The sequence below is a fragment of the Pluralibacter sp. genome (assembly GCF_019237635.1).
Classification (GTDB): Bacteria; Pseudomonadota; Gammaproteobacteria; order Enterobacterales; family Enterobacteriaceae; genus Enterobacter_B.
The window spans coordinates 1-23,477 of sequence record NZ_JAFAGS010000069.1 but is presented as its reverse complement, the minus strand read 5'-3'; the positions used below and the strand labels follow the sequence as shown (position 1 = coordinate 23,477).

Sequence of the window (23,477 nt, the reverse complement as noted above, 5' to 3'; positions counted from 1 at the left end):
TCCCGGGCCGCCGGGAGGATCCACTGAGGTGATGTACATGCAACCCATTTCTGCCCATTCAGTCCCTGCTACTTTCAGAGAGCCGCCCGCAGAGCTGATGATATTTTCCCGCTCCATTTCAGATGACGACCTGTGCGCCTGGTGTAAGCATCTGTGGTACAGCCCCGGGGAGTCCAGCCTCTGCCAGCGCCACGCGGGGGGAGACTGGCCCGGCGCCACCGATGCAGACGGCTATTTCCAACACTGTGGCGATTTTTCCCGCGCCGCGAATAATGACGCGCCCTGAAGGGCGCCTTTACCCGCCTTACAGGCGGACGACGTCTTTCCTTCGGCGTCTCTCTCCTTTGTCGCCGGTGTTTCTGGCCGTGACTCACGCTGAGCCGGTGCGGTCCGGCATCAACAGCCCGTCAGTCCCCCGGTCACCGCGTCTGCCACGCGGCGCTGCGGCCTCCCTCCGGTTATTGACGCCGGCCCTGATACCCCGTCTCGCGAAAGGGTCACGGCCATCACTTCCCGGCCAGTCAGGGGAGTCAACACCAGAGGAAACACACGATGACATTTCAGACCTTTCACAGCCTGACCAGTGCGCTGATCCACACCATGGCAAAACAGGAGCTGCAGGCTCTGAACTGGCCCACATCACTTCGCCTTGAATATGGCCTGCAGTGGTGCCAGAGCGACGGCGTGGTTTTCCACGGCACCCTTTCCAGCACCGATCTGCTTCGTATTATTCCGGGGCTGCGAGGGAAGCGTTATCTGACCCGGCGCCATGCCCGGGCGTTATTCACGGCGGTGAAGGAGCAGGGCGCTTGTGTGCGACTCGAACTGACACAGAGCTGGTACAGCCATTCTGGCAATACCCGGATGGTTGCCGAGGGGTTTCCGGATGAAATGGAAGGGCTGGAAAAACGTCTACTGCAGGCACTGCGCGAACAGTATGAATGTCTGTGTCACAGTGTGAAAACACTGGGTTACCGCCTCACCGAAGGGACGTATCCGGCTGAATATAATGAGAACCTGTTCACCCGGGCCACGGAGAACGTCACCCTGGAGGCCGTGGCGGTAGACCCGTGCGACTGTGGCTATTGTGAAACAGAGGATGCCATTCTGGAGGAGTATATCCGGCTGATCCTGGACGATAATGCCCGCGTGGCTTCCGTCCGGTTTCAGGTGAAATGCGCGGGCCAGCTGATGGCGGAGTCCTGGGCCAGTGAGGTTGTCATTCTCCCCGGGCAGCCGGTCAGAAAATGGGTCTGCCGGTCAGAAATCCAGTATGTCGCAAACGAAGCCCGTCACGCCATTACAGAGCAGGCGCAGGCCTTCCGCAGTTTTGTTCACGCCGCCTGATCCCCGACACTCCCGGGTCGCTCCCCAGCGGCCCGTTTCCCCCTGCCGGATACCCCCGGCGTTGAGCCGGTGTTATCCGGAGTCAAAAAGGCCGCGCCCGTACCGGTCGCCTTCTGTCGCCGTGCCGGCGGAAGTTGGCTTTTTCCGCGATACGTGTTGTGCCCGAGGGGGCTGACGCCGTGCCCAAACCTTAGCCCGGGCGGCGTGAGTAACAAGGGAAGCTACGCCGCGCTCCTCACCCGTTCACGTCAAAAATCAGCGCATTCAGCACTGATTTTCGCCTGCGCTGCGGCTTCCGGGCGCGCCCTTGTTCCCCCCGCTGACCGCCCGGTCTGGTTAGTGGTCACGGCGACAGCCGTATCCACCAACTTGTATGGGAGAGAGAACGATGCCGAACTGGTGTGCCAACCGAATTAAACTCACCGTGTCTGTGTATGCGCAGGCCGAGGTCGAGGCCTGGGCGAACGGGACGATGTACCCGTATTACAAACGCGCTATTAATCAAAGTATTCGCATGTTCATCGCCGGCGTGGCCGGGCGACTGAAGCCGGGTATCGATATGCAGTATCTGCCGTATCCAGCGCTCACTGCGCATGGCTGCGACGAACCCACTGAAGCCGCCCTTGCATTTGGCGGATGGGTGGCAAAGCTGGGCAGTAATGCCTGGCTGGATAAATCATGCTGCCATTATATCGACCAGTATTATCAGGCGACGGGGCTTGCCGGTCTGAAGTGGGATGATCTGACCGCCGATGAGCAGACGCGGGTTGATGCCGTGATGCGCATTCAAAGCCATGACTGGAGCCATTTGTGGCTGCAAACCGTCAACCGGGGAGAGGTGTTCGATATGCTTGAAGCCGAACCCGAAGGCGAGATGTGCGATTTCCGCCTGATTTTCCCCACAAGGCTTGCGTGTGAACTTAACGGATTTAATGGTCGCCTGCTGGAGAGGGTACAGAGCGCCTGTGACCTGTACTGCGCCAACTATGGCATTAAATGGCCTTCAGCCAGTCAGGCTGAAATAACAGGCGGTTACGGCTGGCTGGAAATTGATATGGATACGCCCTGGTCTCCGCCAGATGAGTCGGTCATGGAGGCACTGTCAGACAGATGGGGCTGTACCATTGACCACTATTTCAGTGAGGCTGGCGGTGACTATTGTGGCTACCGGCGTTATGAAGAGGGCCGTCTGGTTGAGTGTGCTGATGACAGTCTGGAGTATGACGAAGAGGATGAGCACGGATGGAGCGATGTCATTGGCCCGGACTGGCTGCTGGGTAATGTACCGCACTATGGTGGTTAAATAGTAACCGCTCAGGGGCGTGTCACGAACAGTGCGCTCCTGAGCATGTTATCCACAGGCTGTCCGGTACCTTACTGACCTGCACTGTGGACAACCGACTTTTGCCGGCGGGAAAACCCTTCTGCAGGCTGAAGCCTGCAGGGACCGAAACCCGGCGCCTGCGGCGCTCCGGCCCGGTTCCGGATGACCTTAAATCATGCGATTCAGGGCGACAAATATTTCAGGTATCGGGGTTGAAATGGTCGGATTTTTAATGCAGAAAAAGTGCAAAAACTGCACTTATTTTAATTTATTTTTTAATCGAATCTCGGGGCTCAAAAGCACCACAATCAAAGAAATTCAAACCCGGCTGGGCCCCTTCGGCTTCCCGGTGAACCGGGTCGTCGCCTGCACTTCGCCGGGCGTCCACGCGGTGGCCACCAGGCTACGCGGAGCCAGGACGTGGCCTGTCTCCGTCCCGCAGGGATAGCAAGCGATGCCTGAAGGGCGGCGTGAGCAGCTGCCGTCCCGGCAGCGCCACTTTCACTGGCCGTCTCTGACGGCCGCTAAGGAAAGCCGGTAAACCGACTTCTTCCGGTACCCACTTTGCCCCCGTTGTCAGCGGTGTTCACTTTTGCTGTGACTGACGCTGCCCTGTTCCGGTCCATAAACAAGGGTCGGCTGAAGCCTGATGCCGGCACCCGTTCGCACTCCCTCCCGCTGGTCAGTCGCTTGCGCTGCGGCTTTGTCATCCCCCTTGTTTCCGTCCCCGATGGAACAGGGCGGTCATGTGTCACAGCAACGTGCTCCCCGCCTTCCGGAAACGGAAAAGGGAGGACACCAGAAAGAAGCCGAAGGAGGCAATGATGACAACCCAGACCCAAGAGTACTTTTTCCAGTTCCCCGCTATTCGCTGCTACCAGGGCGGCCGTGTCCAGTACATGATCTGCGCGCCAATGAATATGCTGAAACGCATTATGGCGTTTGACGATGCAGGGGATGTGATGTCCCGCTCTCAGCGTGAGGTCCACCTTGGCCGGGCTAAAAAGGTCACCGGCTATCTGACCAGTGGGTATGACAATAAGACCGACTATATGCTGCCCACGCTGGTCGGCAATATCGATGGCGTGGTTCGCTTTGAAGAGGCGGAAGGGGTGAAGGGTGGTTTGGGGACGTTATTTATTTCTATGGATGCAATTATTCACCTGTTTGACGGCCAGACCCGCTCCCGGGGGATCATTGACTATATTACCGCGCGGAAAGACTCTCCCGATACCATCACACTGCTGCTGACGGAAGGGCTGTCTCTGAAGGCCCGTCAGCAGTTCTTTGCTGACATCAACAACAATGCCAGCAAACCGGCCACGGCCATCTCAATGGCGTACAACCATAAAGATCCGGTCAATGCTCTGGTCCGTCAGATAGTGATCGCTGTACCAGCACTCAACGGTCGCGTGGATTACGAGCACAACGTGGTCCCGGCTAAAAGTGACCTGCTTATCAGCTTTAAAGCGCTGCATGATGCCACCCGCAAAATGTTTGGCCTGCGTGCCAGTGACGAGATTTCCGATGTGCTCCGTGGAGATGCCATCAATTTGTGGAAGGCGTGGAGTAAGGCGCTGCACTGGGCATGGCTGACTGAAAATGTGGGGCCTGCGCTGTACCGCACCCGCCATATCGGCACGCACGGCGTCATGGTTAACGCCATCGGTATTGCCTCGGCCATGATGCTGGAACACCACGATGCGGCAACGATCGCAAACCTTCTGAACCGAAATGAGCTGGGATGTATTAATGCCCTTTCCCCCTTTGTTCATGCTGAATGGCACGGTGTCTGCGTGGATGCGGAGACGGGTACGGTGAAATGCGACACTCCGGCACAAAACCGCGCGGCTGAGAAGCTGCTGGCAGTATTTGGCCTGAGTCCTGAACATCCGGATGCCTGGCTTCGTCCAAGTTTTGATGAGGACGTTTCCGACGAACTGGTTTCCGACATGGTGGAGAAGGTCACTAAGGTGGCTGCCGAAAAAAAGCTGGACCTTGCCATGCTGAAGACGGCCATACCGGAACGGATTGCCGGGAACGGCGAGACAGTGAAGCCTGTGCTGCTGAACATGCGCCGGTTACGTGCCTGGATAAGCGAGCAGTTTCCTCAGACGGACGCGGAGTAAAACCCACGAAGACCGCCCGGGAGGGCGGCTCTGTTCCGAAGCATCTTTCCCTGGTGCCACTCTGGCCGGAGCGGCAGGCGGCATTGCAGGCGATTATCGACGTCGAAAGTGACACGGGAAGCCGCCGCTTCAATTACTACCCCTATGCGGCCGCCTTCTTCAGACGGCTGACAGGGCGAGGGAAAGTTACTGGTAAAGCACTGAAATCCGTTGTCGGCATCATGTGGAACCCCCGCGAGAGGCTGGCTACGTTGGGAGATTACGAAATGGCATTTGATACGTTGATTCGAACCCGTGGCGAGTATTGCCCGACGCCATTGTGCAGCTCAACACGGCACTGGCTGTTCCCTGAGGTTGAATTTCAGCAGATGGAGCGTGATCGACAGCGCGCCAGGCTGAGTGCGCATAAGTCCGGCATCAAATCCCGCCGCCAGTGGGAACGGCAGCGGGAGCAGGAGGCGATTCAGTATCATCGCGTTGTGCAGCTGGCTGCCCTGGATTTGAATTTCCAGAGTCCGGATACCTTCAGCCAGTGGAATAAGCGGCATCCGGACCTGAAGGAAGTTGACTGGCTGAACATGTTCTGGCGCTGGCAGCCGCGTTTCCCGTCACTTGCTGAGCTGGAGTGGCTGCGTTATGGATCTGAATCGCTGTTCACACTGGTGCTGAATCTGGCGGCAATTGTCCGGGATACCCCCGAAGTGGTCCGGGCGCAGGAACGGCTGTACGTGCCGAATAAACTGGGTTATTCAGGCTGCTGAATTTGCATGGATTTTAGAGGTTATTCCTGGTCAGAATGGGATGACTGGCGGTATAATGAGCGTGGCGCTTGAGGCTGTTTGCCTCATGACGATCAGGTGGTTTGTTGCCTTGTTATGGCGCAAATAGCAGAAAGCCCCGAGTAATTTTTCAATTAACCCGAGGCCCACTGCATGTCTAGTCAACACCAGTATGGCCTCTTACCGTGCATTATGCAAGGAGGAGTAAACCATGAAACTGCCGCGAAACGCCCTTATCTGGTGCGTATTAATAGTGTGTTTCACACTACTGATATTCACATACCTTACCCGAAATCGCTTATGCGAGATTCGGCTAAAGGACGGAAACAGGGAGGTCGCTGCGGTTCTGGCTTACGAATCCAACGGTAAGTAGACCTGGAGGCGGGGGAAACCCCGCCTTTTCAGGGTTGATGATGTTCTGGCTTGCCGCAAGCGCCTTTTTGAAGGGACTGTCTGAGTCATCGGGCAGTCCCTTTTACTTTTCTGCCAGCCGCAAAACTGCGGCCCTGCGCTTGCAGCTGCCGTACCGGCAGCGCCGCTCTCACTGGCCGTCACGGACGGCCGCTAAGGAAAGCCGGTAAACCGGCTTCTTCCGGTGCCCACTTTGCCCCCGTTGTCAGCGGTGTTCACTTTTGCTGTGACTGACGCTGCCCTGTTCCGGTCCATAAACAAGGGTCGGCTGAAGCCTGATGCCGGCACCCGTTCGCACTCCCTCCCTCTGGTCAGTCGCTTGCGCTGCGGCTTTGTCATCCCCTTGTTTCCGTCCCCGATGGAACAGGGCGGTCATGTGTCACAGCAACGTGCTCCCCGCCTTCCGGAAACGGAAAAGGGAGTACACCAGAAAGAAGCCGAAGGAGACCATCATGACCACGACCGCAGCGACCATTCCCCAGACTGAGCAGGTAACACGTATTGAAATCACCCACCCACGCCAGCGCCAGGTGTTCGTGCCGCGCCTGTTTGCGACGCCGTTTGGCGAACAAATGGTGCAGTCATTTCTGGACAGACACAGCAACTACGACGGCGGCATGTGGCAATTCTGGGAAGTGCCGCGCGGGATTAGCGGCCATGTCGGCCCACATACAGACATCATCACTACCCGCCCGACCGGGTATATGACCCCACCAGAGGGCACTTACCAGCTGAGCATTCCGGGCAATTATTTTGACGAAGAAGTCTCCGCAGACGCTGCCGGGATCATTGCCACGCTGTTCGTACTTAACCAGCTGTGCTGGAAAACCTCAGAGATGGGGCCGCAGTACGCGCAGACCTGCCAGAACCTGGTTGACCGCCAGGATGCCCTGAAAGACTACGTGAGCATTATTGAGCATCCGGAACGCAGCAAAATCTTCCGCGCCATTGACTGATACCGCCAGGACCCGGGCAGGGTGCCCGGGTCAAATAAGGAGAACGAGAACATGATTAACGCATCCGAAATAATGGAAGGCCTGACGATTCTGGCCCGCTGGCTCGAAGACAATATCAACTGTGAATCAGAACTCTGTTTTGATGACCCGGAGACCGGGACGGATTCCGAAAAAATCCTGCCCTGCGTGGAAGCCGCGCTGTCACTGATGGCCGCTACGTTACGCAATGACGGCCAGGAACCCGGCAGTGAGATCCGGATTCGTGCCCAGGGAGAAGCCAACAGCTATGTGCTGCTGAAAGAAAATACCTGGTTTGCTCAGGTACTGATGAATGGCGAAATGACCACGACCCGACAGGAAGGTTGTTTACGGGCAATGGTTGCGGGGCTGAATAACGTGCGCGGAGCTGAATAAGATGGCAGATACGATAACGGGGATCAGGATGCTGGCCGCGATGGCCATCGAAAGAGACTGGCCGACTTTCCGGGAACCGGATAACGCTGACCGATCAGCTATGGCCGCAGAAATACTCTGCTACTTCGCCCGCCAGACCGGGCTTGCCCGCAGCGATGAATCCGTAGACACCATCATGGGCGATCTGATCACCGATTTGATGCACCTGTGTGACAGACTGGACATCGATTTTTCCGGGGTGCTGACAGTTTCATCTATGCACCATGACGATGAGTCTGAAGGCTGATCTGCGGCCCCTGCTGAAGCCCCCGCGCATCGAGCGCGGGTACTTCAGAACCCCGCCTGCCAGAGTTGTGCCCGCTAGTCAGGGGAGCATTCTCTGAAGCATCTCAAGGGCTTTCGATTTGCTGACCTGTGGGCGTGACATGAGCGGCATCAGACCCTGTACGGAAAGTGTGATCGTGGCTAACTCTATGGCCCGCTTAACTTCCGGCGCATTTTCGTAGTCTTTGTAAGAACGCAGGCAAACACCCAGCTCCTCAGCTGCCCTGTCACGGCTCCAGCCAAGGCTTTTTCGCCATAATCTGAGTTCAAATCCGGTCATTTTAAACCTAAAAAAAGTGCAGAAATTGCACTTATTCTAACTCAATAATCAATCGGATTTCGAGGCATAAAAGCGCCACAATCAAAGAAATTCAAACCCGGCTGGTCACCTTCGGCTTCCCGGTGAACCGGGTCGTCGCCTGCACTTCGCCGGGCGTCCACGTGGTGGCCACCAGGCTACGCGGAGCCAGGACGTGGCCTGTCTCCGTCCCGTTGGGATAGCAAGCGATGCCTGAGGTCAACGACCACGCTTGCTGCCCCCGTTCCGGGTGCGCCGCTTTCACTGGCCGTCTCTGACGGCCGCTAAGGAAAGCCGGTAAACCGGCTTCTTCCGGCGCCCACTTTGCCCCCGTTGTCAGCGGTGTTCACTTTTGCTGTGACTGACACTGCCCTGTTCCGGTCCATAAACAAGGGTCGGCTGAAGCCTGATGCCGGCACCCGTTCGCACTCCCTCCCTCTGGTCAGTCGCTTGCGCTGCGGCTTTGTCATCCCCCTTGTTTCCGTCCCCGATGGAACAGGGCGGTCATGTGTCACAGCAACGTGCTCCCCGCCTTCCGGAAACGGAAAAAGGGGACACCAGAAAGAAGCCGAAGGGCACAACCAGTGAGGAAATGAGCAATGAACGCGATGGCATTCTGGAGCAAATCTTGTGGATTCAACGGCTGGCGTAAAGCGCACTTCGTAGAGGGGGCGTGGCGCACTACGGCCTGTGCCACGTCGAAGACGCTGGAGGAGCTGAATGCTCATGGCGATCACTGGGAGCTGGTGACGGTGGAAGAGGCGCAGGCCCGTTTTGCCCAGGCAAATTATCAGCCGGTGACCGAAATCAATGAAGCGCGGTTTATGGACATGCTGGAAGTGCTTCCGCCGCTCGACTGGCGCGGAACGGCTGACAGCCAGTCATTCAAGCTGAGCGAAATGTACAGCGGCAACATCACTGACATTTTTGCCCAATACGGCACGCGCTTTTTTCAGATGCGCAACCACGCCACGCTCACACACAGCGAAATTATGGAAAAGGTTAAGGCGTTTATTGATGCCGAAGGGATTGCCGTTTAAGCGGCAATAAAAAAGCAGAGCGGTCGCTCTGCTTAATCACCCCGGTCTGTTCGCGCAGGCCGGCAACTACAAGTCTCAGATGGAGTTACATCATGAAAGACCGTTTCATCCTCGCATGTCAGGAATATTTTGTAAAGCGCCGCGCAGAAGCACAGGCCGCCGGTCAGCCGGTCAGCGCGCACCCGCGTTTTCGCCGTGAAACGTTACCGGAGGAAGACATCTCACGTCGTCTGAAAAGGCTGGGACGTCGCATTGTGCGCAGTGAAGGCCTCAACAAACCTGTCCGCGTTCCGGCGCTGAACGGGGCAGAGTGGGGGCATCTGCTCCGCTCTCTGGAGACCGTCAAAGGTCTTGCGTAATGACTACCGCCCCGCAAGGGGCGGTATTTAACCCCCGACTGGCGCTCACCGGCATTGAGCCGCTGAACTCCAGAAGAATCAGCCAGGGACAATGGAGCCCGACATGAAAAAAATTACAGAAGGTGCGCCGTATGGCGTCACGGTGATTCAGCTTGAGAACTGCGATGAGGCGCTTTACCTGCACGGAAACTGTCTGGCCTGTGCCGATTTTGCCCAGAGGGATGATCCCGTCTGCGATGTGGGTGTGCATCTGGCGGAGACGTTGGGTGTTCCGTATCAGTTACTGACCCTGCCTGTTCCGGAAGACGAAGAGTGGGCCTGGAATGATGTTGTTGAAAAACTTGGATGGGGAAAAACGTTCACGCTGGGCGCAAGAGTGATGCGCCCGGTTCTTGAATGCTCCACCACCCATATTACGCTTGCTGACAGCCATCTGCTGGGTGATCTGACTCGCGACACGTCTACCCGGGAATGGATCCATGACACCGGCGTGGGATTCATGATCCGCCTCGATGCCGTCAGGTTTCCTCTCCTGAAACTGAAACGGGAAGGGTTATCAGGTGCTGCCCGTTGGGTTATCTGGCACGGCATCAGGCAGGCCAATATCAGCATGATCCATTTTTCTGCCGTCGGAGATAGTCTGGACGGGTTCCAGACATTTGACTGGTGATGATACTGCCCCGAACTTCGGGGCAATATGCTTCCCGATCAGCCAATTTCTTCCCGCCAGACAGCCCCCCGGGCTTGCAGCTGGCTTGCGCCAGCGCCGCCCCAACCAGGGCCGCTTCGCGTCCCCTTCAGGGATACGGGCCTTGCCCGCCACTTCCTTCCGGCGTTTCCCTTTTCGTTCCCGGATTCATCGCAGTCTGCCTTTGCCGTGAAAGACACTGGCCTGGACCGTTCACCCTGCAAGGGCACGGCTAAAGCCTGCTTTCCTCCCCCGTTCGCACGCCTTCCCGATGGTCAGTCGCTTGCGCTGCGGCCTCGGACAGCTCCCTTGCAGGCTTCACTGAAGGTCCAGACCGGTCATTTCATCACGGCAACGGCCTCCAGCGATGGTGAATCACCATCAAAAGGACGACGCCAGAAGAAAGTCACTTTATAACCCCTGAGGAGAATCACCATGGCCCGTTTATCATCTGTTTTCCGCTCTGCTAACGTCATCCGTAAAGAACGCGCGCTGACCAACGATGAACTCATGCGCTTTGTTCCGAGCGTCTTCTCTGAGGAAAAGCATGAGTCCCGCAGCGAACGCTACACCTACATCCCGACAATCACCCTGCTGGATAATCTGCGCAAAGAAGGGTTTCAGCCTTTCTTTGCCTGCCAGACGCGTACGCGTGACGCCGGAAAGCGTGAGCATACCAAGCACATGCTGCGCCTGCGCCGTGAGGGGGAAATTGCAGGAGAGGAGGTGCCGGAAATTATTCTTCTCAACAGCCACGACGGCAGCAGCAGCTATCAGATGATCCCCGGCATGTTCCGCTTCGTTTGTATGAACGGTATGGTTTGCGGGAAAACGTTTGGAGAAATCCGCGTACCACACAAAGGGGACGTTGTCGGGCAAGTGATCGAGGGTGCTTATGAAGTACTGGACATTTTCGACGGCGTGAAAGAATCGCGCGGTGAGATGAAAGAAATCGGACTCAGCAAAGACGAGCAGCGAATTTTTGCCGAGATCGCACTGAACTGGAAATATGACGATAAAGGTGAAGGCAAGCACATTCCGCTGACGCCAGATGATGTGTTGCAGACTCGCCGTGATGAGGATAAACACAATGACCTCTGGACAACCTATCAGCGCGTTCAGGAGAACATGACGAAGGGCGGCGTCTGGGGTAAGAATGCGAAAGGAAAATTCCAGCGAACGCGTCCGGTAAATGGCATTGATGGCGATGTGAAGCTAAATCGGGCGTTGTGGGAGATGGCTGAAAAAATGAAGGCACTGAAAGCCTGACAGGGAAAGGCAGGGGGAAACCTCTGCCACCTTCTACCCCGATCATTTTTCACCGGTGTTGAACCGGCTCAAAATGAAATCCCCCGCCAGGAGAAAGAAAATCGTCACAGTGGTGCCGTTTTTCTTTCTCCTGTCCGCCCCCAGGGGCTTCCTAGGTTAGTCAAAAACCGTCAATTATTGAGCTTGTTTATCATTAACCGTTGTTGCGGGCTTTCTGCTTTTTGACGTGCGCGTTGGTACTTTCTTGGCAGAACTCAGAATCTCGCGGATGGCCTTCACGCTGGTTGGTATCCCGGCAGATTCGAGCGCACTTCGAATATCTTCCACGCTGTAACCTTTGTTATTCGCCAGCTCAATAATTTTTCCTTTCAACTGCTCCAGCACGTCTGTTTTAGTGAGGCGTGTTGGTGTCAAATCTGGAAGATCATCCAGTGATGATTTAGCCAGCTCCACATCCTCGATGCTATACCATTTCTTCTCAGCCATTCTGCAATTTCCTATTTTTGTGTGCTCAATTCCAGGCTACGAGTATACCTCCCGAAATAACTCAGTGCCAGAACCCGGCATTTCTGGCGTAAGCCAGTGACGGCGCAGCCGAAATCACATATACTTCCGGTCAGGAATCGAAATCTGATGTGAAGCGTGGGACAGGGTATGTTTTGTAGCACCGCCTGCACGCAGACGGTCCCACAAAACGCCCTGGTCAGGACTCCGTCCCGACACCCTATTACGGTGCCAGCCTTGCAGGCCGAGCAGGATTGAAGATGAGTAAGAGTGAAAGACGCCAGAGAACGGCGCTTCTGGGAAGTGTTCGGTGTTACCCGGAAGAGAAGGAGCAGATACAGGCCAGCGCGAAAGCTGCAGGTATCTCGACAGGAGAATTTCTCCGGCGTTCAGCCCTTGGTCGCCGCATTGTGGCCAAAGGTGACACCAGACAGATGAATGAGATTCTGAAGCTGGGTGGCCTGCAAAAGCATCTGTACAGCGAGATGCAAAAGCAGGGGATGATGACCGCAGAACTGAGTAAACAGTTTGCTGATACGCTGGCATCGCTTCAGAAAACATTAATGAAATTTCGGGCAGAGAGCCTGAACAACACTGAGGATTAACATGCTCGCAGTCGTGGCCGAAAGACGTCGTGATGGTAAGTCCAGCTTTGTGCAACTCGTCTCCTACACTATCCTGCGTGATGATGTTGAGATGAGCGAAACGCTGTCGCCAGAGCGTCCTTTTGTTCGCAAGTCACGGTCAGAAGATAAAATCTTCAATGACCTGGTTGGGTACGCGACACGTAACGCGCTGCCAGATTCACAGGATGTTATCGCAACGTTCCCGGACGGACGTCAGCAGGTGCGTTGCGATAAAGTCATCTGTGAGACCAACTGCTTTTCCCTTGCCACAGCCTCCACCGAAATGGACATGGTTGCCGTGCAAAACACCCGCTGCAATGACCCGGTCTACCATGCCATTCTGTCATGGCCAGAATCTGAAAGGCCTACGCCAGACCAGATTTTTGACTCAGCCAGGCACTGCCTTAAGCGCCTGGGCATGGAGGGACATCAGTATGTGTTCGCCATCCATGACGACACCGATAATCTGCACTGTCACCTGACCGTTAACCGTATCAACCCGGTGAGCTACAAGGCTGCTTCACTGTATAACGATCGCTTCACTCTCGACCGCAGCTGTCGTGAGCTGGAGCTCAGGAACGGCTGGAAGCACGACAACGGTCCTTACATGGTGAATGATTCCGGCGCGATTGTTCGTCGCCAGAAATTCTATAAATCTGCCCCTGCAGCTGCGCGCCAGCTGGAGCATTTTGGTGACAAGGAAAGTCTGTTTTCTTACGCGGTGGATAACTGCCGGGAGAAGATGGATGCGTTGTTCCTGGGCGGGAGCTATGACTGGGACGGGGTGCATGACGTTCTGATTGCGGCCGGACTTGAGCTGCGCCAGAAAGGTGAGGGACTTGCGATTTACGACGTCGCCGATGATGAACAGGCGCCAATTAAAGCCAGCGATCTTCATCCGGAACTGACGCTGAATTGTCAGCAGGAACTGATTGGTGCATTTACACGTGCGTCCGTTGTTCGTGAGGTTAACCGGGAAGGCAGAGATGTTCTGCTGAGTGCTGTGGATATTGAATCCCAGTACGATAATCGTCTTCACCGTCGTGACAAAGGTGCCAGAACAGAACGTCGTAATGCCCGTGCGGAGGCTCGCCAGGATCTGATTGCACGCTACAAGGCATACAAAAACAGTTTTGTCCGACCAGGGATTTCAGCTGATGCTGCCCGGACGCGTTTCCGCGAACTGGCGGCCGGCTATCGTATTCGCAAAAATAATGTTCGCATGACTGAACGCGATCCTCTCTTGCGTAAACTGATGTTCCGCGCGCTTGAAGTGGAGAAGATGAAGGATATGGCTGCACTGCGTTTGCAGATCAGGGATGAGCGGAAGGCGATGAAAGAGATGCCGGGTTCCCGTCCATTGTCGTATCGGGCCTGGGTGGAAGTGCAGGCTACCGGTAATGACGCAGCGGCAATTTCCCAGCTGCGCGGCTGGGCATATCGCGAGAAGCGGAAGAACCGTACTGCGGCTATCTCTGACAATATTATTCTTCACTCAGTTGCTGATGACATTCGTCCGTCGCAGATTCGTGGTTACGATACGACAGTGAATCGTGATGGTGCGGTGGTGTATTCATCCGGAGGTAAGCCGGTGCTGCTCGATCGAGGTTTGTATATTGAGGTTGCCGATGCGCCGGCTGAGAAGGGTAAAAATCTGGCGATGGCGTTGCACATCAGCGGGGAGAAAAGCGGGGAGACGGTGGAAGTCAGGGGAGATAAAGCGTTTGTGCAGGGTACCATTCAGTACATTCCGCACTTCAATGCGTCGTCCGGTAAAACCGTACCTCTGACTCATCCTTTGCAGCGCCAGCAGGCGGGTTACACTGGCCTGAATCGTCAGGAGCCGGACACAACGATCGGTAAAAATACTATGCAGCCTCAGACCTCGCCTAAACCCGACAGGCAACCCTGAAACTGGAGGATTAAATGGAATTATTTCACGGGTCGCGCGCACGCTTCACCGAGTTTGATACCTCCTTTAAGGGCACAGGTGAAGCAGGCACAATCGATGCTATCTGGTTTACCAATAACTTTGCCGGCGCTCGTAATCATGCCCGTTACAAATGTCGTAACGGGGACTCTCCGCTTGTTTACCAATGTAATCTATCGGAGAGGGCGCTGCTCGCGGATTTCAGCAAACCTCTCAGTGAACAGCCGCGAGTTGCGGAACTTTTGCATCGCCATCTTCCGGTCGGGATCAGCACGTCACTCTCGCAAGGAAGGGAATGGTATGGGTTAGCGCAACCTCATTACCAGAATTTCAAAGGTAAAATGCTCTACACTGGCAACAGAGGTGTTAATTCGGAAGAGAGCATCGAGCTGTTCAGAACCTGCGGACTTCACGGCGTTTATGACTGGGAAGGTGCATGGACCGATTCTTATCTTCACGGACCCTCAATCATCATCTTCGATCTTTCTGTGCTGGATGGCCTTACATGTTGTGACGCCTGAAGCGGCAAACTCAAGTCCTGAAGTTATCTGGCCCCAGAAACAAAAAAACCGCCACGAAGGCGGTTTTGTGATTGGCTCATTAGCTTATTTTTTTAAACGACTCTGTAGCCCTGGCTGTCGTTTTTCTCTCTCTTTACGTTCGTGATAAATAAAATATAACGAAACGGCTGCTATCAAAATTGTGAGAGCAAGAAGGACGTTAAGGTTTAACACCAGAAACGGGTCATGGAAATCCATTAGAACCTCAGCTGAGGAAGTGAGTGGTTGTAGCCTAAAATCATCCGGGTGCAGCTGCGTGACGTGACCAGCCAGATTGCCTGGCGTTAATCAGTCCCTTCACTCCATAGACGATTAAATTCCCCCTGATAGGCCTGCGCAGTCGAAGGCTCATTCCAGATGACTACCGTGTTTTCGGCATTGCGTTTAACAGCGCTGGACGTGTAGTTAAACGAGCCCGTCTGAGTGGTCACTCCGTCAATCACCATGAATTTGTTGTGCTGGATAGCGTAGCGGTCGTTCAGACGAACCGGGATACCCTTATGCTTTAACCAGGTGACAGCTGAATAGCGGCCGCCGTTGTCTTTCGCATCCGCGACCACCCGGACTCTGATACCCCGCTGGCTGGCGTTATCCAACGCGATGGCCACAGGCTTGCTGGTAAAGCTGTATGCAGCAACGTCGATGCTTTGTCGGGCGCTATTAATTGCTGTCAGTATGTTTTCGATGGCGCTTCCTCCGGGAGAAAATCCGGTAGTGATTCTTACCTCAGATGCGATCGATGACAGAGGAAGAAGCAAAGTCGTCAGTAAAAGCGTCAGGCGCGAAGTTCTGGTGCCAGTCATCATAAGTGCTGTTCTCTGTGTAGTGGGTTTGTTCGGGATATGAAGGTGCCGCCGGCTGGAAGAAATTTTCCGTTGGTGATGGTTGTGCCGGTGGCGTGCTGTATCCGGCATTATTCTGGTGCGCCTCTTCAATACGCTTCTTCGATATGCGTATATTTTCGCGGTCCTTCAGCCAGCGGTATTTGCCTTTGTTCTTCTCAAGGGCGTTAACGGCTGCTTCAAACAGCAGAACACCGCGTTCATCGTCGCTGTAGTCCACATCGGTACGGCTATCCAGATCGCTGGCCAGCTGTGTGATGGCCAGAAGTGTCTGGTCCTCGATACGAGCATGAAGGTGGCCGTGATACTCTTCCGGACTGGTCGAATGGCAGATGTCCAGAATCTGGCTGACCCGCTCCTGGGATACCGGACGCCGGCGTTCGGCTGCCGGTACTTCACGACAAAGGTCATTGAAATCCGGGCGGCGGATGGGGACGTAACGGTTGATCTTGACGTCCAGTTTCGAAATTTTCTCACTATCCGGGATATAGATGGAGTTGCTGCGAACCTGCTGGTCTTCAAAGACGATTATTCCCTCACCTTCTTTCAGTGACTTGAGCTCATCCAGTTGGATGTTGTCCTGGTCGCGGAACTCCACGCGCTCAGCATCCTGATAGCTCCCCATACTGGTCCGTTCCATGGTGCGCTGCTCAGCATACTGACCCGTACCACCGACTGCGCGGATCATCTTCAGAGTATCTTCCGTATCCTCCGTTTTCATGAACTGCTTGGTACCGAGGTTGGCGTTCACGGAATGCACTTCTTTCCCGTGTTTCAGCATGGCCTGCAGATCCTGGCCAAGGATAACCAGCATGTAACGCAGGCTTCGCATCTGAGCGGCCAGCTTCTCCAGACCTGGTGCGAAGTAGTAACCTACTTCGTCACAAAGGAGCATGAAAGGAAACTTGCTGGCGAACTTCTTCACGGTCAGCGTGTGTTCCGGCGAGCCCTCAATCTTATTCCCTAAATCTTTGGCAATGTTCATCCTGATGTCAGAGATATAGAGTTTACCCAGCGTGGCCGCTTCGTTATCGGAAAGCTCAAGCGCCGGTATGAGCACTACCAGCGTGCGATCGTTATGCAGGATGTCCTGCATATCGATGTCTCCGCCATTTTTAGGGAATATGTGACCATAGGTATCATTGAACATGCTGAGCATGCGGGTGAACTGCTGGATGAGGTAGCCGTGCTGGTCCAGCGCGCCCTGTGACCATTCTCCCGGACGGTTGATAAGATTCATATCGAAGCCGGCGAGGTTGGCCAGATAGTTCTCCATCGGCTTATAGCCTTCTTCGTGCCAGCCTTGTTCCAGCGCCTCACGATACAGACCCACAAATTTAACCAGCGGGAGATAGGACTGAATGACATCCTGCGTCAGCGGCATATTATCCCTGGCCCGCTTGTAGCAGAGCGCGTAAATCAATGCGCTATTCATGGCGCGCGCTTTGTCTTTCCACCCTTCGTCGCTGCCATTGCCGGCGGGTTGCATAGACTCCATCAACTGAGTGATGAAGGTCGGGCTTCCATAAGCAAAAGGGCTTGTACTGTTCGACTGCGGCCGGGATTTATCACCGAGTAACAACTTTTTGAAGCGATCATCATTACCGGTGATGAAGTTCAGAACGTGCCAGTCATCTTCCTGACCGAAGCGTCTGGCCATCGACCAGGTGGCGACGGCGAGGTCTATCTGTGCCTTACCGTCAGAGATACAGCAACCGCGTGCCCAGCACAGAGAATTGAGGTACATGCTGTAGAGCGTTTCCGTTTTCCCGCCGCCGGTGGTGGCCATAATTTGCATATGGCGCAGGGCGTCAGAGGTTTGCAGCCACAACTCCTTGCCTCTGTCCTGCTTGCGTGCTGTTCCCAGGCACAGCGTGCCTTCTGATTTTCCCCGAATAATTTTGGGGAGGTTCAGGTTGAGCAGTGGAATGTTCCAGCTGGCCTCGCGATCTGTCGAGAGGTCCAGACCTCCAACATCCATCGGTATCCGCAATGGTAAGCGAAAGCGCTGATCGCTAAATGCGATCAGCAGGATGGTACCGAGCGGGAGGGATAGCAGCAGTGTGACAGGCCAAATGGCGCCTACCAGAAGAGAAAACACCAGGAGTAGTTGTACGGTAGCCGGCGCCAGGAGTATGCGCTCAGCCTGTTGGCCGTGGACCAGCTTGCTTATTCGCCACCTGTCCACAGGGCCGTGACGTCCTTTCAAATCCATGAAAACCTCCTTACTGGCGGGTATTGAGGAATGACTTCAGTGCCGCATCGCTGGCCATAGCCTGCAGTGGGATCATTCGGCCGTCATCGGTGATGACGGTTGGCGTGCCCGGCATGCGGTACAGCTCAAATGCCAGGTCGTTACGCGCCAGTGCCAGTTTGCCGGCATCGCAAGCAGCCGGGGCAACATCAGCTTTGGCTTTGTCGGTCAGATTGAGCATGCCGGCGCCGGTGTCATACAGGGACTTCCACATTTCCGCTCGTTTCTCAGGTGCGGCGCAGAGCAGGGGGACCACCTCGTCTGCAGTGCGGGTTTTGCCAACCAACGTCACCGGAAAAATCTCCACGTTGTAGTCCTCTGCCAGGGCCTGAACGGTCGGCTCAAAGATGCGGCAGTTCGGGCACTCCGGATCGAGGAATATATACAGTGAACGCTCATGGCCAGAAGACAGGCGAATAGTGAACTCCTGCTTTGCTGCCCCGTTCTTCAGTCGTTCAGCGAGCAGAGCCCGGGCTTCTGCTGCCGCTTCTGGAGAGAGGGATGGCGCGTTCTGGACCTGGGCGCCTTGACTTTGGGGGACTGGCATTTTCGGTGTCGCTGCGGCTACAGCGGGAGGAACAGGCAGAACTGGTGGTGCCACAGGGACCGAAGTGGTCTGGGCCACTGGGACCGGTGTATTTACCACTCCATGGGGTGATGACAGTGTCAGCATGCCTATGGCTACAACCAGGGAAAGAAACGTTCCTGCGAGCACGTAGCTCTTCCACTTTGGCATTGTGGCTGTGGAGACCTTCTGTGGCTGGCTGGCGGTTATGGCCATACGTGTGAGCACATCTGCTGTGGTGTTCATAATCAGGCTGGCGAGCTCACGGTCTTCCGTTGAATAAAGACGGGCGAAGCCATTATTGCTTTGGCGCATCCAAATAACATAGTTTCCGGCGTCCTGCTCCAGGGTGAGCTGATAACGCTCAGCGGTCGGCTTGTTCAGGCAGAAAATGCTGCGATCGTTTAAACGGACTTGCAGGTGCTGGTCGTGAATTTCGGTGCTGATATTGAAAATGGTTTGCTCTGACATGGGATTATCTCATTTTTGGGCGAAAGGAATGGGTGTGGCGGTGTGCGTGAGGTTCTTCTGTGTGGCCAGCTGTTGGGCCAGCATCTTCATCGTCATCCTCAATGTCGTCCTCCTCTTCAGCAGGAGGGCGGGCCGGTCCGGGCGTATCGTCAACAACTGCCCCGATGTTCCGTAGGTCGTCTTCCAGACCATTCAGCGCGAGGCTCATGATGGGATGGCTAAGGCGAACCCTGTAGCGTGCTGCCAGTGTTTCCCAGTGGGCCTGGCTGACAACGCCAGCTGCTTCAACAAATGGCCAGGGGCGACCAGTAGACGCCAGGGTGTACCAAAGCGGACGGTCGAGCCCTTTCAACCAGCGGAAGCGGCGAATGGGCAAGTGCAGATCGTTGTCATGCAGGGCCGAGATGGCCGTACGAACGTAGCCGTACTGCCTGATGAAGTTCCGGGCCTGTTCTGTGGCGATAACCTTTTTGAATGCGTTGTTGGCCAACGTCAGATTCGGGTAGCCAATTTTGTTTCGGTACCTGCGGTCAGTTTTCAACGTGGAACGGTTGAGCACATCCAGCAGCGCTTCAGCTTCCTTACGCTTGTCCAAGAAGTGCTGCAGGCCAAAGATGGCGAACATAGCCCGTTCATGGTCATTAAACGCGTTGAAGAGTGGCGCCACGTCGGCGCCGGTGGCGACTTTGGGCAGTGGGGTCCCCAGCTGGGCAATGAACAGTTCCTGAGCCACCTCCCGGCGTAATCGCTGATTGACGACCAGTTTGTGCTCGATGACGAACTCATCCGGCGTCTGCGCGCTCCGGTGTTCCTCAGGGTCTACGTTCAGCAGCTGCTGCTTTTTATCGCCGTAGGTCAGTGCCGGAATAATTGACGGTGAGAAAGCAGACATAATGCGGGGCAGCGTATGGATAGAAATATCACGCCGGGTACGACTTACCTGGTGCCGGCGAACGGCGATAATGCCGGTAATGACAAGAGGGACCAGCGCAATCATCAGAATGCCGGCAGTGACGTCCATTACGGAAAAAAACTCGCCCCAGGTAACGTCCGGGGCGTTATTGTGCGTTCTGGCCAGAAGGTTAATACGCCAGGCAGCAAACTCATGTGTGCGAGGAAAATCGGCGATACTCCATAGCCAGTAAAGCACTAAGGAACAGGTCTCGACGGTGAGCTGTCGGAAGAACAGGGCTGCGATAATCAGCGTGATAAAGCCGCCGACCACAGCCATTGACCAGTCATGAGACCGGACGTCATTGCGTGGTGGTTGCGCCATAGGAAGGCCTTTGATAGTACGAATGCAAAAGAAAAGGCACTCTGAAAAGAGTGCCTCTGATGAAGGGGTTGCGGCTGCTTAAGAATTATTTCGGTGGCAGAACCAGGTTGATGCCGTTTTTCTCTGCGATCCTTTGTGCCTGATGCTCCACGTAGCCAGGAACATTATTCTCGTAAGTCCAGTTTTGATTGCGCATGGCATTGATTTTTTCATATAACTCGTTCGCCTTGCTTGTTGAAATGGAAACTGATGGAAGTTCAGGTATTCCAGTATAAATAGTGAGTTGCTTTCCCTCGACCTCTATTGATTTCCAGTCATTCATACCGAACCCCATAACTCGAACATCTTTAGGTACGAAGAAATTCAATATTGTGGTATCTGGGTGGTTAATGTATAGAAGCGTACCATTTTTTGTATCGAGAGACAGATAAGTAAGACCAGTCCAGCTTTTCGCTATGTTGGATGGTTGCGCCTCATTGAAATGAGTGTCTCTAAAATATGAGGTGAAAGCTCTGATGTTACGATTTTGTCTGGAGATTATAGAGAATATTAACGCACCTATGAATGCCAGGGAAACCCAAACAATCACCCAAAGTGTAATATCTGATTGTTGAAAGCCATAGTACTTCACATATTTATATATGAAGCCAGCTAAGGCAATGTGAATTGGTAGGCCGAATACCAAATACATGACCGACAGTGTTCCCACTAACGCGACAGACCATTTTTTTGAGTATGTGTCTATGTGTTTAATCGTCATAATAATCGTCCTGATATGTTATCTGAGTCGTTTACTGGCAAGGTTATAAACTTCACTATGCTCACGTTTTCCTACAGCAACAACAGCAATAATTAACTCATCATTAAGAACTTGATAAACAAGTCTGAAGCCAGATGACCTGAGTTTGATCTTGTAGCAGTCCGGCATACCTCTCAGTTTGGCTGAAGGAATATGGGGGTTTTCCGAGCATTTCTTTAGCTTCTTAGCAAACTGCTGTTGAATGGAACGATCAAGGCTGTTCCATTCTTTAAGCGCATCAGTTCTGAACTTAACTTTGTAGATCATAAGTAACGGTCCAGATTGACATCATGCAATGTCTGCTCTGAACGTTCTTTGACTAGGTTTGCGAGCTCCTGATCATCAATAAACTCTAACATTTGTTCGTATAACTCTGCAGGAACGCAGTAGAACGCGGGCTGATTACGATTCAAAATCGCAACTGGATATCCATCTCCTGAGTTGACTGTAGCCATTGGGTTTGTTTTCAACTCAGTGATGCTTGCTGTTGTTGTGCTCAGAATAGTTGTTGGCATAGGAACTCCTGCTGCAATAAAACCTATTTATAGGTTTTATTCTAGCACCAAAAAACTCATTAACAAGTCATTTGTGTGGTTTTTGCCCGGTCTTACCGGGCACCATTTACTTAAACCCGTCCGGATTTCCCGCTGATTTGTTCTGATCCATCCGTTTAATGCCTGGAGCGTGGCCTGCTTTACTACCAAAACCAGCAAACATACTCCGAGCAGATTCGACGGCACCTTTCATCATCTGAGCAGCTTCCCGTCCGCCGAGCCAGGCAATGACATAATCTGGCAGGTAGACCTGTAAGCTGAATGCTGAAGAAACCAGTGTGGTACACGTTCGGGCATAAATCATCAGGATACCAATAATGCTTGCCAACCCAGTTATTGAGTCTGCTTGAACATTTGCCATTGCTGGCAATATCAATATATTTAGCAATGTCCCGATAGCAACTACAACCAAGCTGGCAAAGAAAAAGCCAAATACCATAAGCGATGGTCTGATTGCTGCGTCAATCAAGAAGATATAGCCGTAATTTGCTCTACTACCTTTATCTTCCTCCGTGCCAATATGTGTCGCTGCCCACAAGGAACCTGCTGTAGTTCCAATGAGTACACTCCCAAGCCAGGATGTACAGGCCGTTATCCAATAAATCATTGGGATAAAAGGCAAGAAAATGGAAAGGGAAAATCCAATGCTTAGCATGATAAATAAAATGAAATATACAATTGGCGCAATTGAGCCAATTACACTTTTTGCTAAGTATCCAGCACCTGATACGGCATTGACAATTTTACCAACTCCAGAACCATTCCCCCAGTCAACAAGGCCCTTTGCAACAGTAAATGCAGCAAAAGTTGTTTGAGCAGCCCCTAAGGTATAGTCCCCAATCGATTTCATTTTTAAAAGTGGGTTAACTTGGCTTGAATTGTTTGAATTATCCCCATCCATGACTGAGTGAATTATGAAGTTAGCGAATCTTACACCGTAGGCGTTATCCAGGACTTTTAGCAAAGTAGAGTTCGCCGATTGACCATCATCGATGCTATCGTTCCCCGGTGTGTTCGCCGATCCTAGTGGTGGTGTATATGTTGAATTTTTTCTCTGGGCAAGCAAAGCAGTCCTGATTTCGTCCTGCAATTGACCAACTCCAACTTCCCCAATATTTGAAGGGCCTGTAACGATAGGGCTTTGATTTGCTACGCTGTTAACTTTCTGGTTGGCTGTTGCGAATGACTGGTACCAGGCACCCAGCGAAATCCAGCCACTTTGCTTCAAGTAGTTCGCCAGCTCACTGCGGATTGTTCCTTCGTTGTTCACGCTTGCTGATGCGGAAGTAATCGTGTCCTCATACTGGCGTGCAGCTTGCTGAATCTCCCCTTCAGCATCCGGAAGACGACCTTGCCCTCCATCCTGATAGCTACGCCAGGCGCTGACAAAGTTTTCAGCGTTCTGTGACAGCGTGCTATTCATTGCGGTGAAAGCATTCATCTGAGCATTTTCGAGGGGGCCGGAATTTATCGGCACGCTAAAGGTGAACCAGGAACTGTTGTCAGTTGTTTCCGGTAATTTGGCGCTGCCGCAGAGAGCACTGCCGTTCGAAATGCGTATCTCACGACCGTCAGAAGACCGCTGTTCAGACATTGGTGGTGTGTTGCTACTGATCCTACCCGTGAATAGTGGACACGGGACTAAGTGAGTAAACTCTCAACCAGAGGTGACTCATGACCAAATCAGCCACAACCAGCAACAAGCCCCGCAAGCAGCACTCGCCTGAATTCCGCCAGGAAGCCCTTAAACTCGCTGAA

24 protein-coding genes and 2 pseudogenes are annotated in these 23,477 nt (G+C 53.9%); 17 read left to right on the top strand and 9 right to left on the bottom strand.

All coding sequences use genetic code 11. From position 1 onward, the window contains the following. Positions 1-37: 37 nt before the first annotated feature. From JO226_RS07975 to JO226_RS07910, 14 genes and pseudogenes are all read left to right on the top strand, one after another. Entirely contained in the window at positions 38-286 is a 249-nt protein-coding gene (locus tag JO226_RS07975; protein WP_293546380.1) for a hypothetical protein, read from the top strand. Between the two features lie 266 nt (positions 287-552). Further along, positions 553-1,347, top strand: a complete 795-nt coding sequence (locus tag JO226_RS07970) for a hypothetical protein (protein WP_293546377.1) — start codon at positions 553-555, stop codon at positions 1,345-1,347. A gap of 388 nt (positions 1,348-1,735) precedes the next feature. Then, positions 1,736-2,650 (top strand): DUF1281 domain-containing protein, encoded by a 915-nt coding sequence (locus tag JO226_RS07965; protein WP_293546375.1) that lies wholly within the window; start codon positions 1,736-1,738, stop codon positions 2,648-2,650. Between the two features lie 842 nt (positions 2,651-3,492). Beyond that, positions 3,493-4,800 carry a DGQHR domain-containing protein gene (locus JO226_RS07960; protein WP_293546372.1) on the top strand — a complete coding sequence of 436 codons (1,308 nt, stop codon included), beginning with the start codon at positions 3,493-3,495 and terminating at the stop codon, positions 4,798-4,800. A gap of 53 nt (positions 4,801-4,853) precedes the next feature. Further along, positions 4,854-5,561 carry a plasmid SOS inhibition protein A gene (locus JO226_RS07955; RefSeq protein WP_293546370.1) on the top strand — a complete coding sequence of 236 codons (708 nt, stop codon included), beginning with the start codon at positions 4,854-4,856 and terminating at the stop codon, positions 5,559-5,561. Between the two features lie 171 nt (positions 5,562-5,732). Beyond that, positions 5,733-5,885: pseudogene (locus tag JO226_RS07950) on the top strand (DUF5431 family protein); the annotation flags it as partial. Then, positions 5,830-5,952 (top strand): type I toxin-antitoxin system Hok family toxin, encoded by a 123-nt coding sequence (locus tag JO226_RS07945; protein ID WP_293547034.1) that lies wholly within the window; start codon positions 5,830-5,832, stop codon positions 5,950-5,952. The pseudogene JO226_RS07950 and the gene JO226_RS07945, both read left to right, overlap by 56 nt. A gap of 490 nt (positions 5,953-6,442) precedes the next feature. Next, positions 6,443-6,946 carry an antirestriction protein gene (locus JO226_RS07940; RefSeq protein ID WP_293546368.1) on the top strand — a complete coding sequence of 168 codons (504 nt, stop codon included), beginning with the start codon at positions 6,443-6,445 and terminating at the stop codon, positions 6,944-6,946. Between the two features lie 72 nt (positions 6,947-7,018). Continuing rightward, positions 7,019-7,144, top strand: a pseudogene (locus tag JO226_RS07935) (hypothetical protein); the annotation flags it as partial. Positions 7,145-7,361: 217 nt separating this feature from the next. Next, the gene (locus JO226_RS07930; RefSeq protein ID WP_293546365.1) at positions 7,362-7,646 is read left to right on the top strand and encodes a hypothetical protein; all 285 of its coding nucleotides are present in this window, start codon (positions 7,362-7,364) and stop codon (positions 7,644-7,646) included. A gap of 935 nt (positions 7,647-8,581) precedes the next feature. Next, positions 8,582-9,022 (top strand): DUF1419 domain-containing protein, encoded by a 441-nt coding sequence (locus JO226_RS07925; RefSeq protein ID WP_048796674.1) that lies wholly within the window; start codon positions 8,582-8,584, stop codon positions 9,020-9,022. 92 nt (positions 9,023-9,114) lie between these two features. Further along, positions 9,115-9,381, top strand: a complete 267-nt coding sequence (locus JO226_RS07920) for a hypothetical protein (RefSeq protein WP_293546359.1) — start codon at positions 9,115-9,117, stop codon at positions 9,379-9,381. 103 nt (positions 9,382-9,484) lie between these two features. Further along, positions 9,485-10,051: a DUF5983 family protein gene (locus JO226_RS07915; protein WP_293546356.1), complete on the top strand. Its 567-nt coding sequence runs from the start codon at positions 9,485-9,487 to the stop codon at positions 10,049-10,051. Between the two features lie 453 nt (positions 10,052-10,504). After that, positions 10,505-11,338, top strand: coding sequence for a DUF932 domain-containing protein (locus JO226_RS07910; protein ID WP_293546353.1), 834 nt, complete (start codon positions 10,505-10,507; stop codon positions 11,336-11,338). Positions 11,339-11,512: 174 nt separating this feature from the next. Here the strand turns inward: JO226_RS07910 and JO226_RS07905 are convergent, their stop codons facing one another. Next, positions 11,513-11,824: a molybdopterin-guanine dinucleotide biosynthesis protein MobC gene (locus JO226_RS07905; RefSeq protein ID WP_293546350.1), complete on the bottom strand. Its 312-nt coding sequence runs from the start codon at positions 11,822-11,824 to the stop codon at positions 11,513-11,515. A gap of 278 nt (positions 11,825-12,102) precedes the next feature. Between JO226_RS07905 and mobA the strand changes: the two genes are divergently transcribed. The 3 genes from mobA to JO226_RS07890 are packed head-to-tail and all read left to right on the top strand — an operon-like array spanning position 12,103 to position 14,919. Beyond that, entirely contained in the window at positions 12,103-12,447 is a 345-nt protein-coding gene (mobA, locus tag JO226_RS07900; protein WP_293546348.1) for a plasmid mobilization protein MobA, read from the top strand. 1 nt (position 12,448) lies between these two features. Then, positions 12,449-14,380 (top strand): TraI/MobA(P) family conjugative relaxase, encoded by a 1,932-nt coding sequence (gene traI / locus JO226_RS07895; RefSeq protein WP_293546346.1) that lies wholly within the window; start codon positions 12,449-12,451, stop codon positions 14,378-14,380. 14 nt (positions 14,381-14,394) lie between these two features. Next, entirely contained in the window at positions 14,395-14,919 is a 525-nt protein-coding gene (locus tag JO226_RS07890; RefSeq protein WP_293546344.1) for a hypothetical protein, read from the top strand. Positions 14,920-15,242: 323 nt separating this feature from the next. On the opposite strand, the gene JO226_RS07885 is transcribed toward JO226_RS07890, so the two are convergent. The 8 genes from JO226_RS07885 to JO226_RS07850 form a co-directional block, all read right to left on the bottom strand. Then, entirely contained in the window at positions 15,243-15,761 is a 519-nt protein-coding gene (locus JO226_RS07885; RefSeq protein ID WP_293547030.1) for a phospholipase D family protein, read from the bottom strand. Further along, positions 15,685-18,015 (bottom strand): F-type conjugative transfer protein TrbC, encoded by a 2,331-nt coding sequence (gene trbC / locus JO226_RS07880; protein WP_293546342.1) that lies wholly within the window; start codon positions 18,013-18,015, stop codon positions 15,685-15,687. Before trbC ends, JO226_RS07885 begins: the two co-directional genes overlap by 77 nt. 10 nt (positions 18,016-18,025) lie before the next feature. After that, positions 18,026-19,090, bottom strand: a complete 1,065-nt coding sequence (locus tag JO226_RS07875) for a thioredoxin fold domain-containing protein (RefSeq protein WP_293546340.1) — start codon at positions 19,088-19,090, stop codon at positions 18,026-18,028. Positions 19,091-19,094: 4 nt separating this feature from the next. Beyond that, positions 19,095-20,366, bottom strand: coding sequence for a conjugal transfer protein TrbA (locus tag JO226_RS07870; protein ID WP_293546337.1), 1,272 nt, complete (start codon positions 20,364-20,366; stop codon positions 19,095-19,097). An 85-nt stretch (positions 20,367-20,451) separates the two neighbouring features. Beyond that, entirely contained in the window at positions 20,452-21,126 is a 675-nt protein-coding gene (excA, locus tag JO226_RS07865) for a plasmid IncI1-type surface exclusion protein ExcA (protein ID WP_293546334.1), read from the bottom strand. Between the two features lie 18 nt (positions 21,127-21,144). Then, a complete protein-coding gene (locus JO226_RS07860; protein ID WP_111967998.1) occupies positions 21,145-21,432 on the bottom strand; it encodes a type II toxin-antitoxin system RelE/ParE family toxin in 288 nt (95 codons plus the stop codon). Beyond that, positions 21,429-21,680: a type II toxin-antitoxin system Phd/YefM family antitoxin gene (locus JO226_RS07855; protein WP_111967997.1), complete on the bottom strand. Its 252-nt coding sequence runs from the start codon at positions 21,678-21,680 to the stop codon at positions 21,429-21,431. The genes JO226_RS07860 and JO226_RS07855 overlap by 4 nt, the downstream gene beginning before the upstream one ends. A 106-nt stretch (positions 21,681-21,786) precedes the next feature. Then, positions 21,787-23,313, bottom strand: a complete 1,527-nt coding sequence (locus tag JO226_RS07850; RefSeq protein ID WP_293546321.1) for a DotA/TraY family protein — start codon at positions 23,311-23,313, stop codon at positions 21,787-21,789. Positions 23,314-23,477 lie beyond the last annotated feature (164 nt).

Bases quoted from the DNA above. Each gene is read 5' to 3' on its own strand.
- excA (WP_293546334.1), bottom strand. From the start codon at position 21,126: ATGACGATTAAACACATAGACACATACTCAAAAAAATGGTCTGTCGCG.
- traI (WP_293546346.1), top strand. From the start codon at position 12,449: ATGCTCGCAGTCGTGGCCGAAAGACGTCGTGATGGTAAGTCCAGCTTT.
- JO226_RS07860 (WP_111967998.1), bottom strand. From the start codon at position 21,432: ATGATCTACAAAGTTAAGTTCAGAACTGATGCGCTTAAAGAATGGAAC.
- JO226_RS07930 (WP_293546365.1), top strand. From the start codon at position 7,362: ATGGCAGATACGATAACGGGGATCAGGATGCTGGCCGCGATGGCCATC.
- JO226_RS07885 (WP_293547030.1), bottom strand. From the start codon at position 15,761: ATGACTGGCACCAGAACTTCGCGCCTGACGCTTTTACTGACGACTTTG.
- JO226_RS07850 (WP_293546321.1), bottom strand. From the start codon at position 23,313: ATGTCTGAACAGCGGTCTTCTGACGGTCGTGAGATACGCATTTCGAAC.
- JO226_RS07940 (WP_293546368.1), top strand. From the start codon at position 6,443: ATGACCACGACCGCAGCGACCATTCCCCAGACTGAGCAGGTAACACGT.
- mobA (WP_293546348.1), top strand. From the start codon at position 12,103: ATGAGTAAGAGTGAAAGACGCCAGAGAACGGCGCTTCTGGGAAGTGTT.
- JO226_RS07970 (WP_293546377.1), top strand. From the start codon at position 553: ATGACATTTCAGACCTTTCACAGCCTGACCAGTGCGCTGATCCACACC.
- JO226_RS07855 (WP_111967997.1), bottom strand. From the start codon at position 21,680: ATGCCAACAACTATTCTGAGCACAACAACAGCAAGCATCACTGAGTTG.
- JO226_RS07910 (WP_293546353.1), top strand. From the start codon at position 10,505: ATGGCCCGTTTATCATCTGTTTTCCGCTCTGCTAACGTCATCCGTAAA.
- JO226_RS07870 (WP_293546337.1), bottom strand. From the start codon at position 20,366: ATGGCGCAACCACCACGCAATGACGTCCGGTCTCATGACTGGTCAATG.
- JO226_RS07905 (WP_293546350.1), bottom strand. From the start codon at position 11,824: ATGGCTGAGAAGAAATGGTATAGCATCGAGGATGTGGAGCTGGCTAAA.
- JO226_RS07960 (WP_293546372.1), top strand. From the start codon at position 3,493: ATGATGACAACCCAGACCCAAGAGTACTTTTTCCAGTTCCCCGCTATT.
- JO226_RS07890 (WP_293546344.1), top strand. From the start codon at position 14,395: ATGGAATTATTTCACGGGTCGCGCGCACGCTTCACCGAGTTTGATACC.
- JO226_RS07965 (WP_293546375.1), top strand. From the start codon at position 1,736: ATGCCGAACTGGTGTGCCAACCGAATTAAACTCACCGTGTCTGTGTAT.
- JO226_RS07975 (WP_293546380.1), top strand. From the start codon at position 38: ATGCAACCCATTTCTGCCCATTCAGTCCCTGCTACTTTCAGAGAGCCG.
- JO226_RS07920 (WP_293546359.1), top strand. From the start codon at position 9,115: ATGAAAGACCGTTTCATCCTCGCATGTCAGGAATATTTTGTAAAGCGC.
- JO226_RS07915 (WP_293546356.1), top strand. From the start codon at position 9,485: ATGAAAAAAATTACAGAAGGTGCGCCGTATGGCGTCACGGTGATTCAG.
- trbC (WP_293546342.1), bottom strand. From the start codon at position 18,015: ATGGATTTGAAAGGACGTCACGGCCCTGTGGACAGGTGGCGAATAAGC.
- JO226_RS07875 (WP_293546340.1), bottom strand. From the start codon at position 19,090: ATGTCAGAGCAAACCATTTTCAATATCAGCACCGAAATTCACGACCAG.
- JO226_RS07925 (WP_048796674.1), top strand. From the start codon at position 8,582: ATGAACGCGATGGCATTCTGGAGCAAATCTTGTGGATTCAACGGCTGG.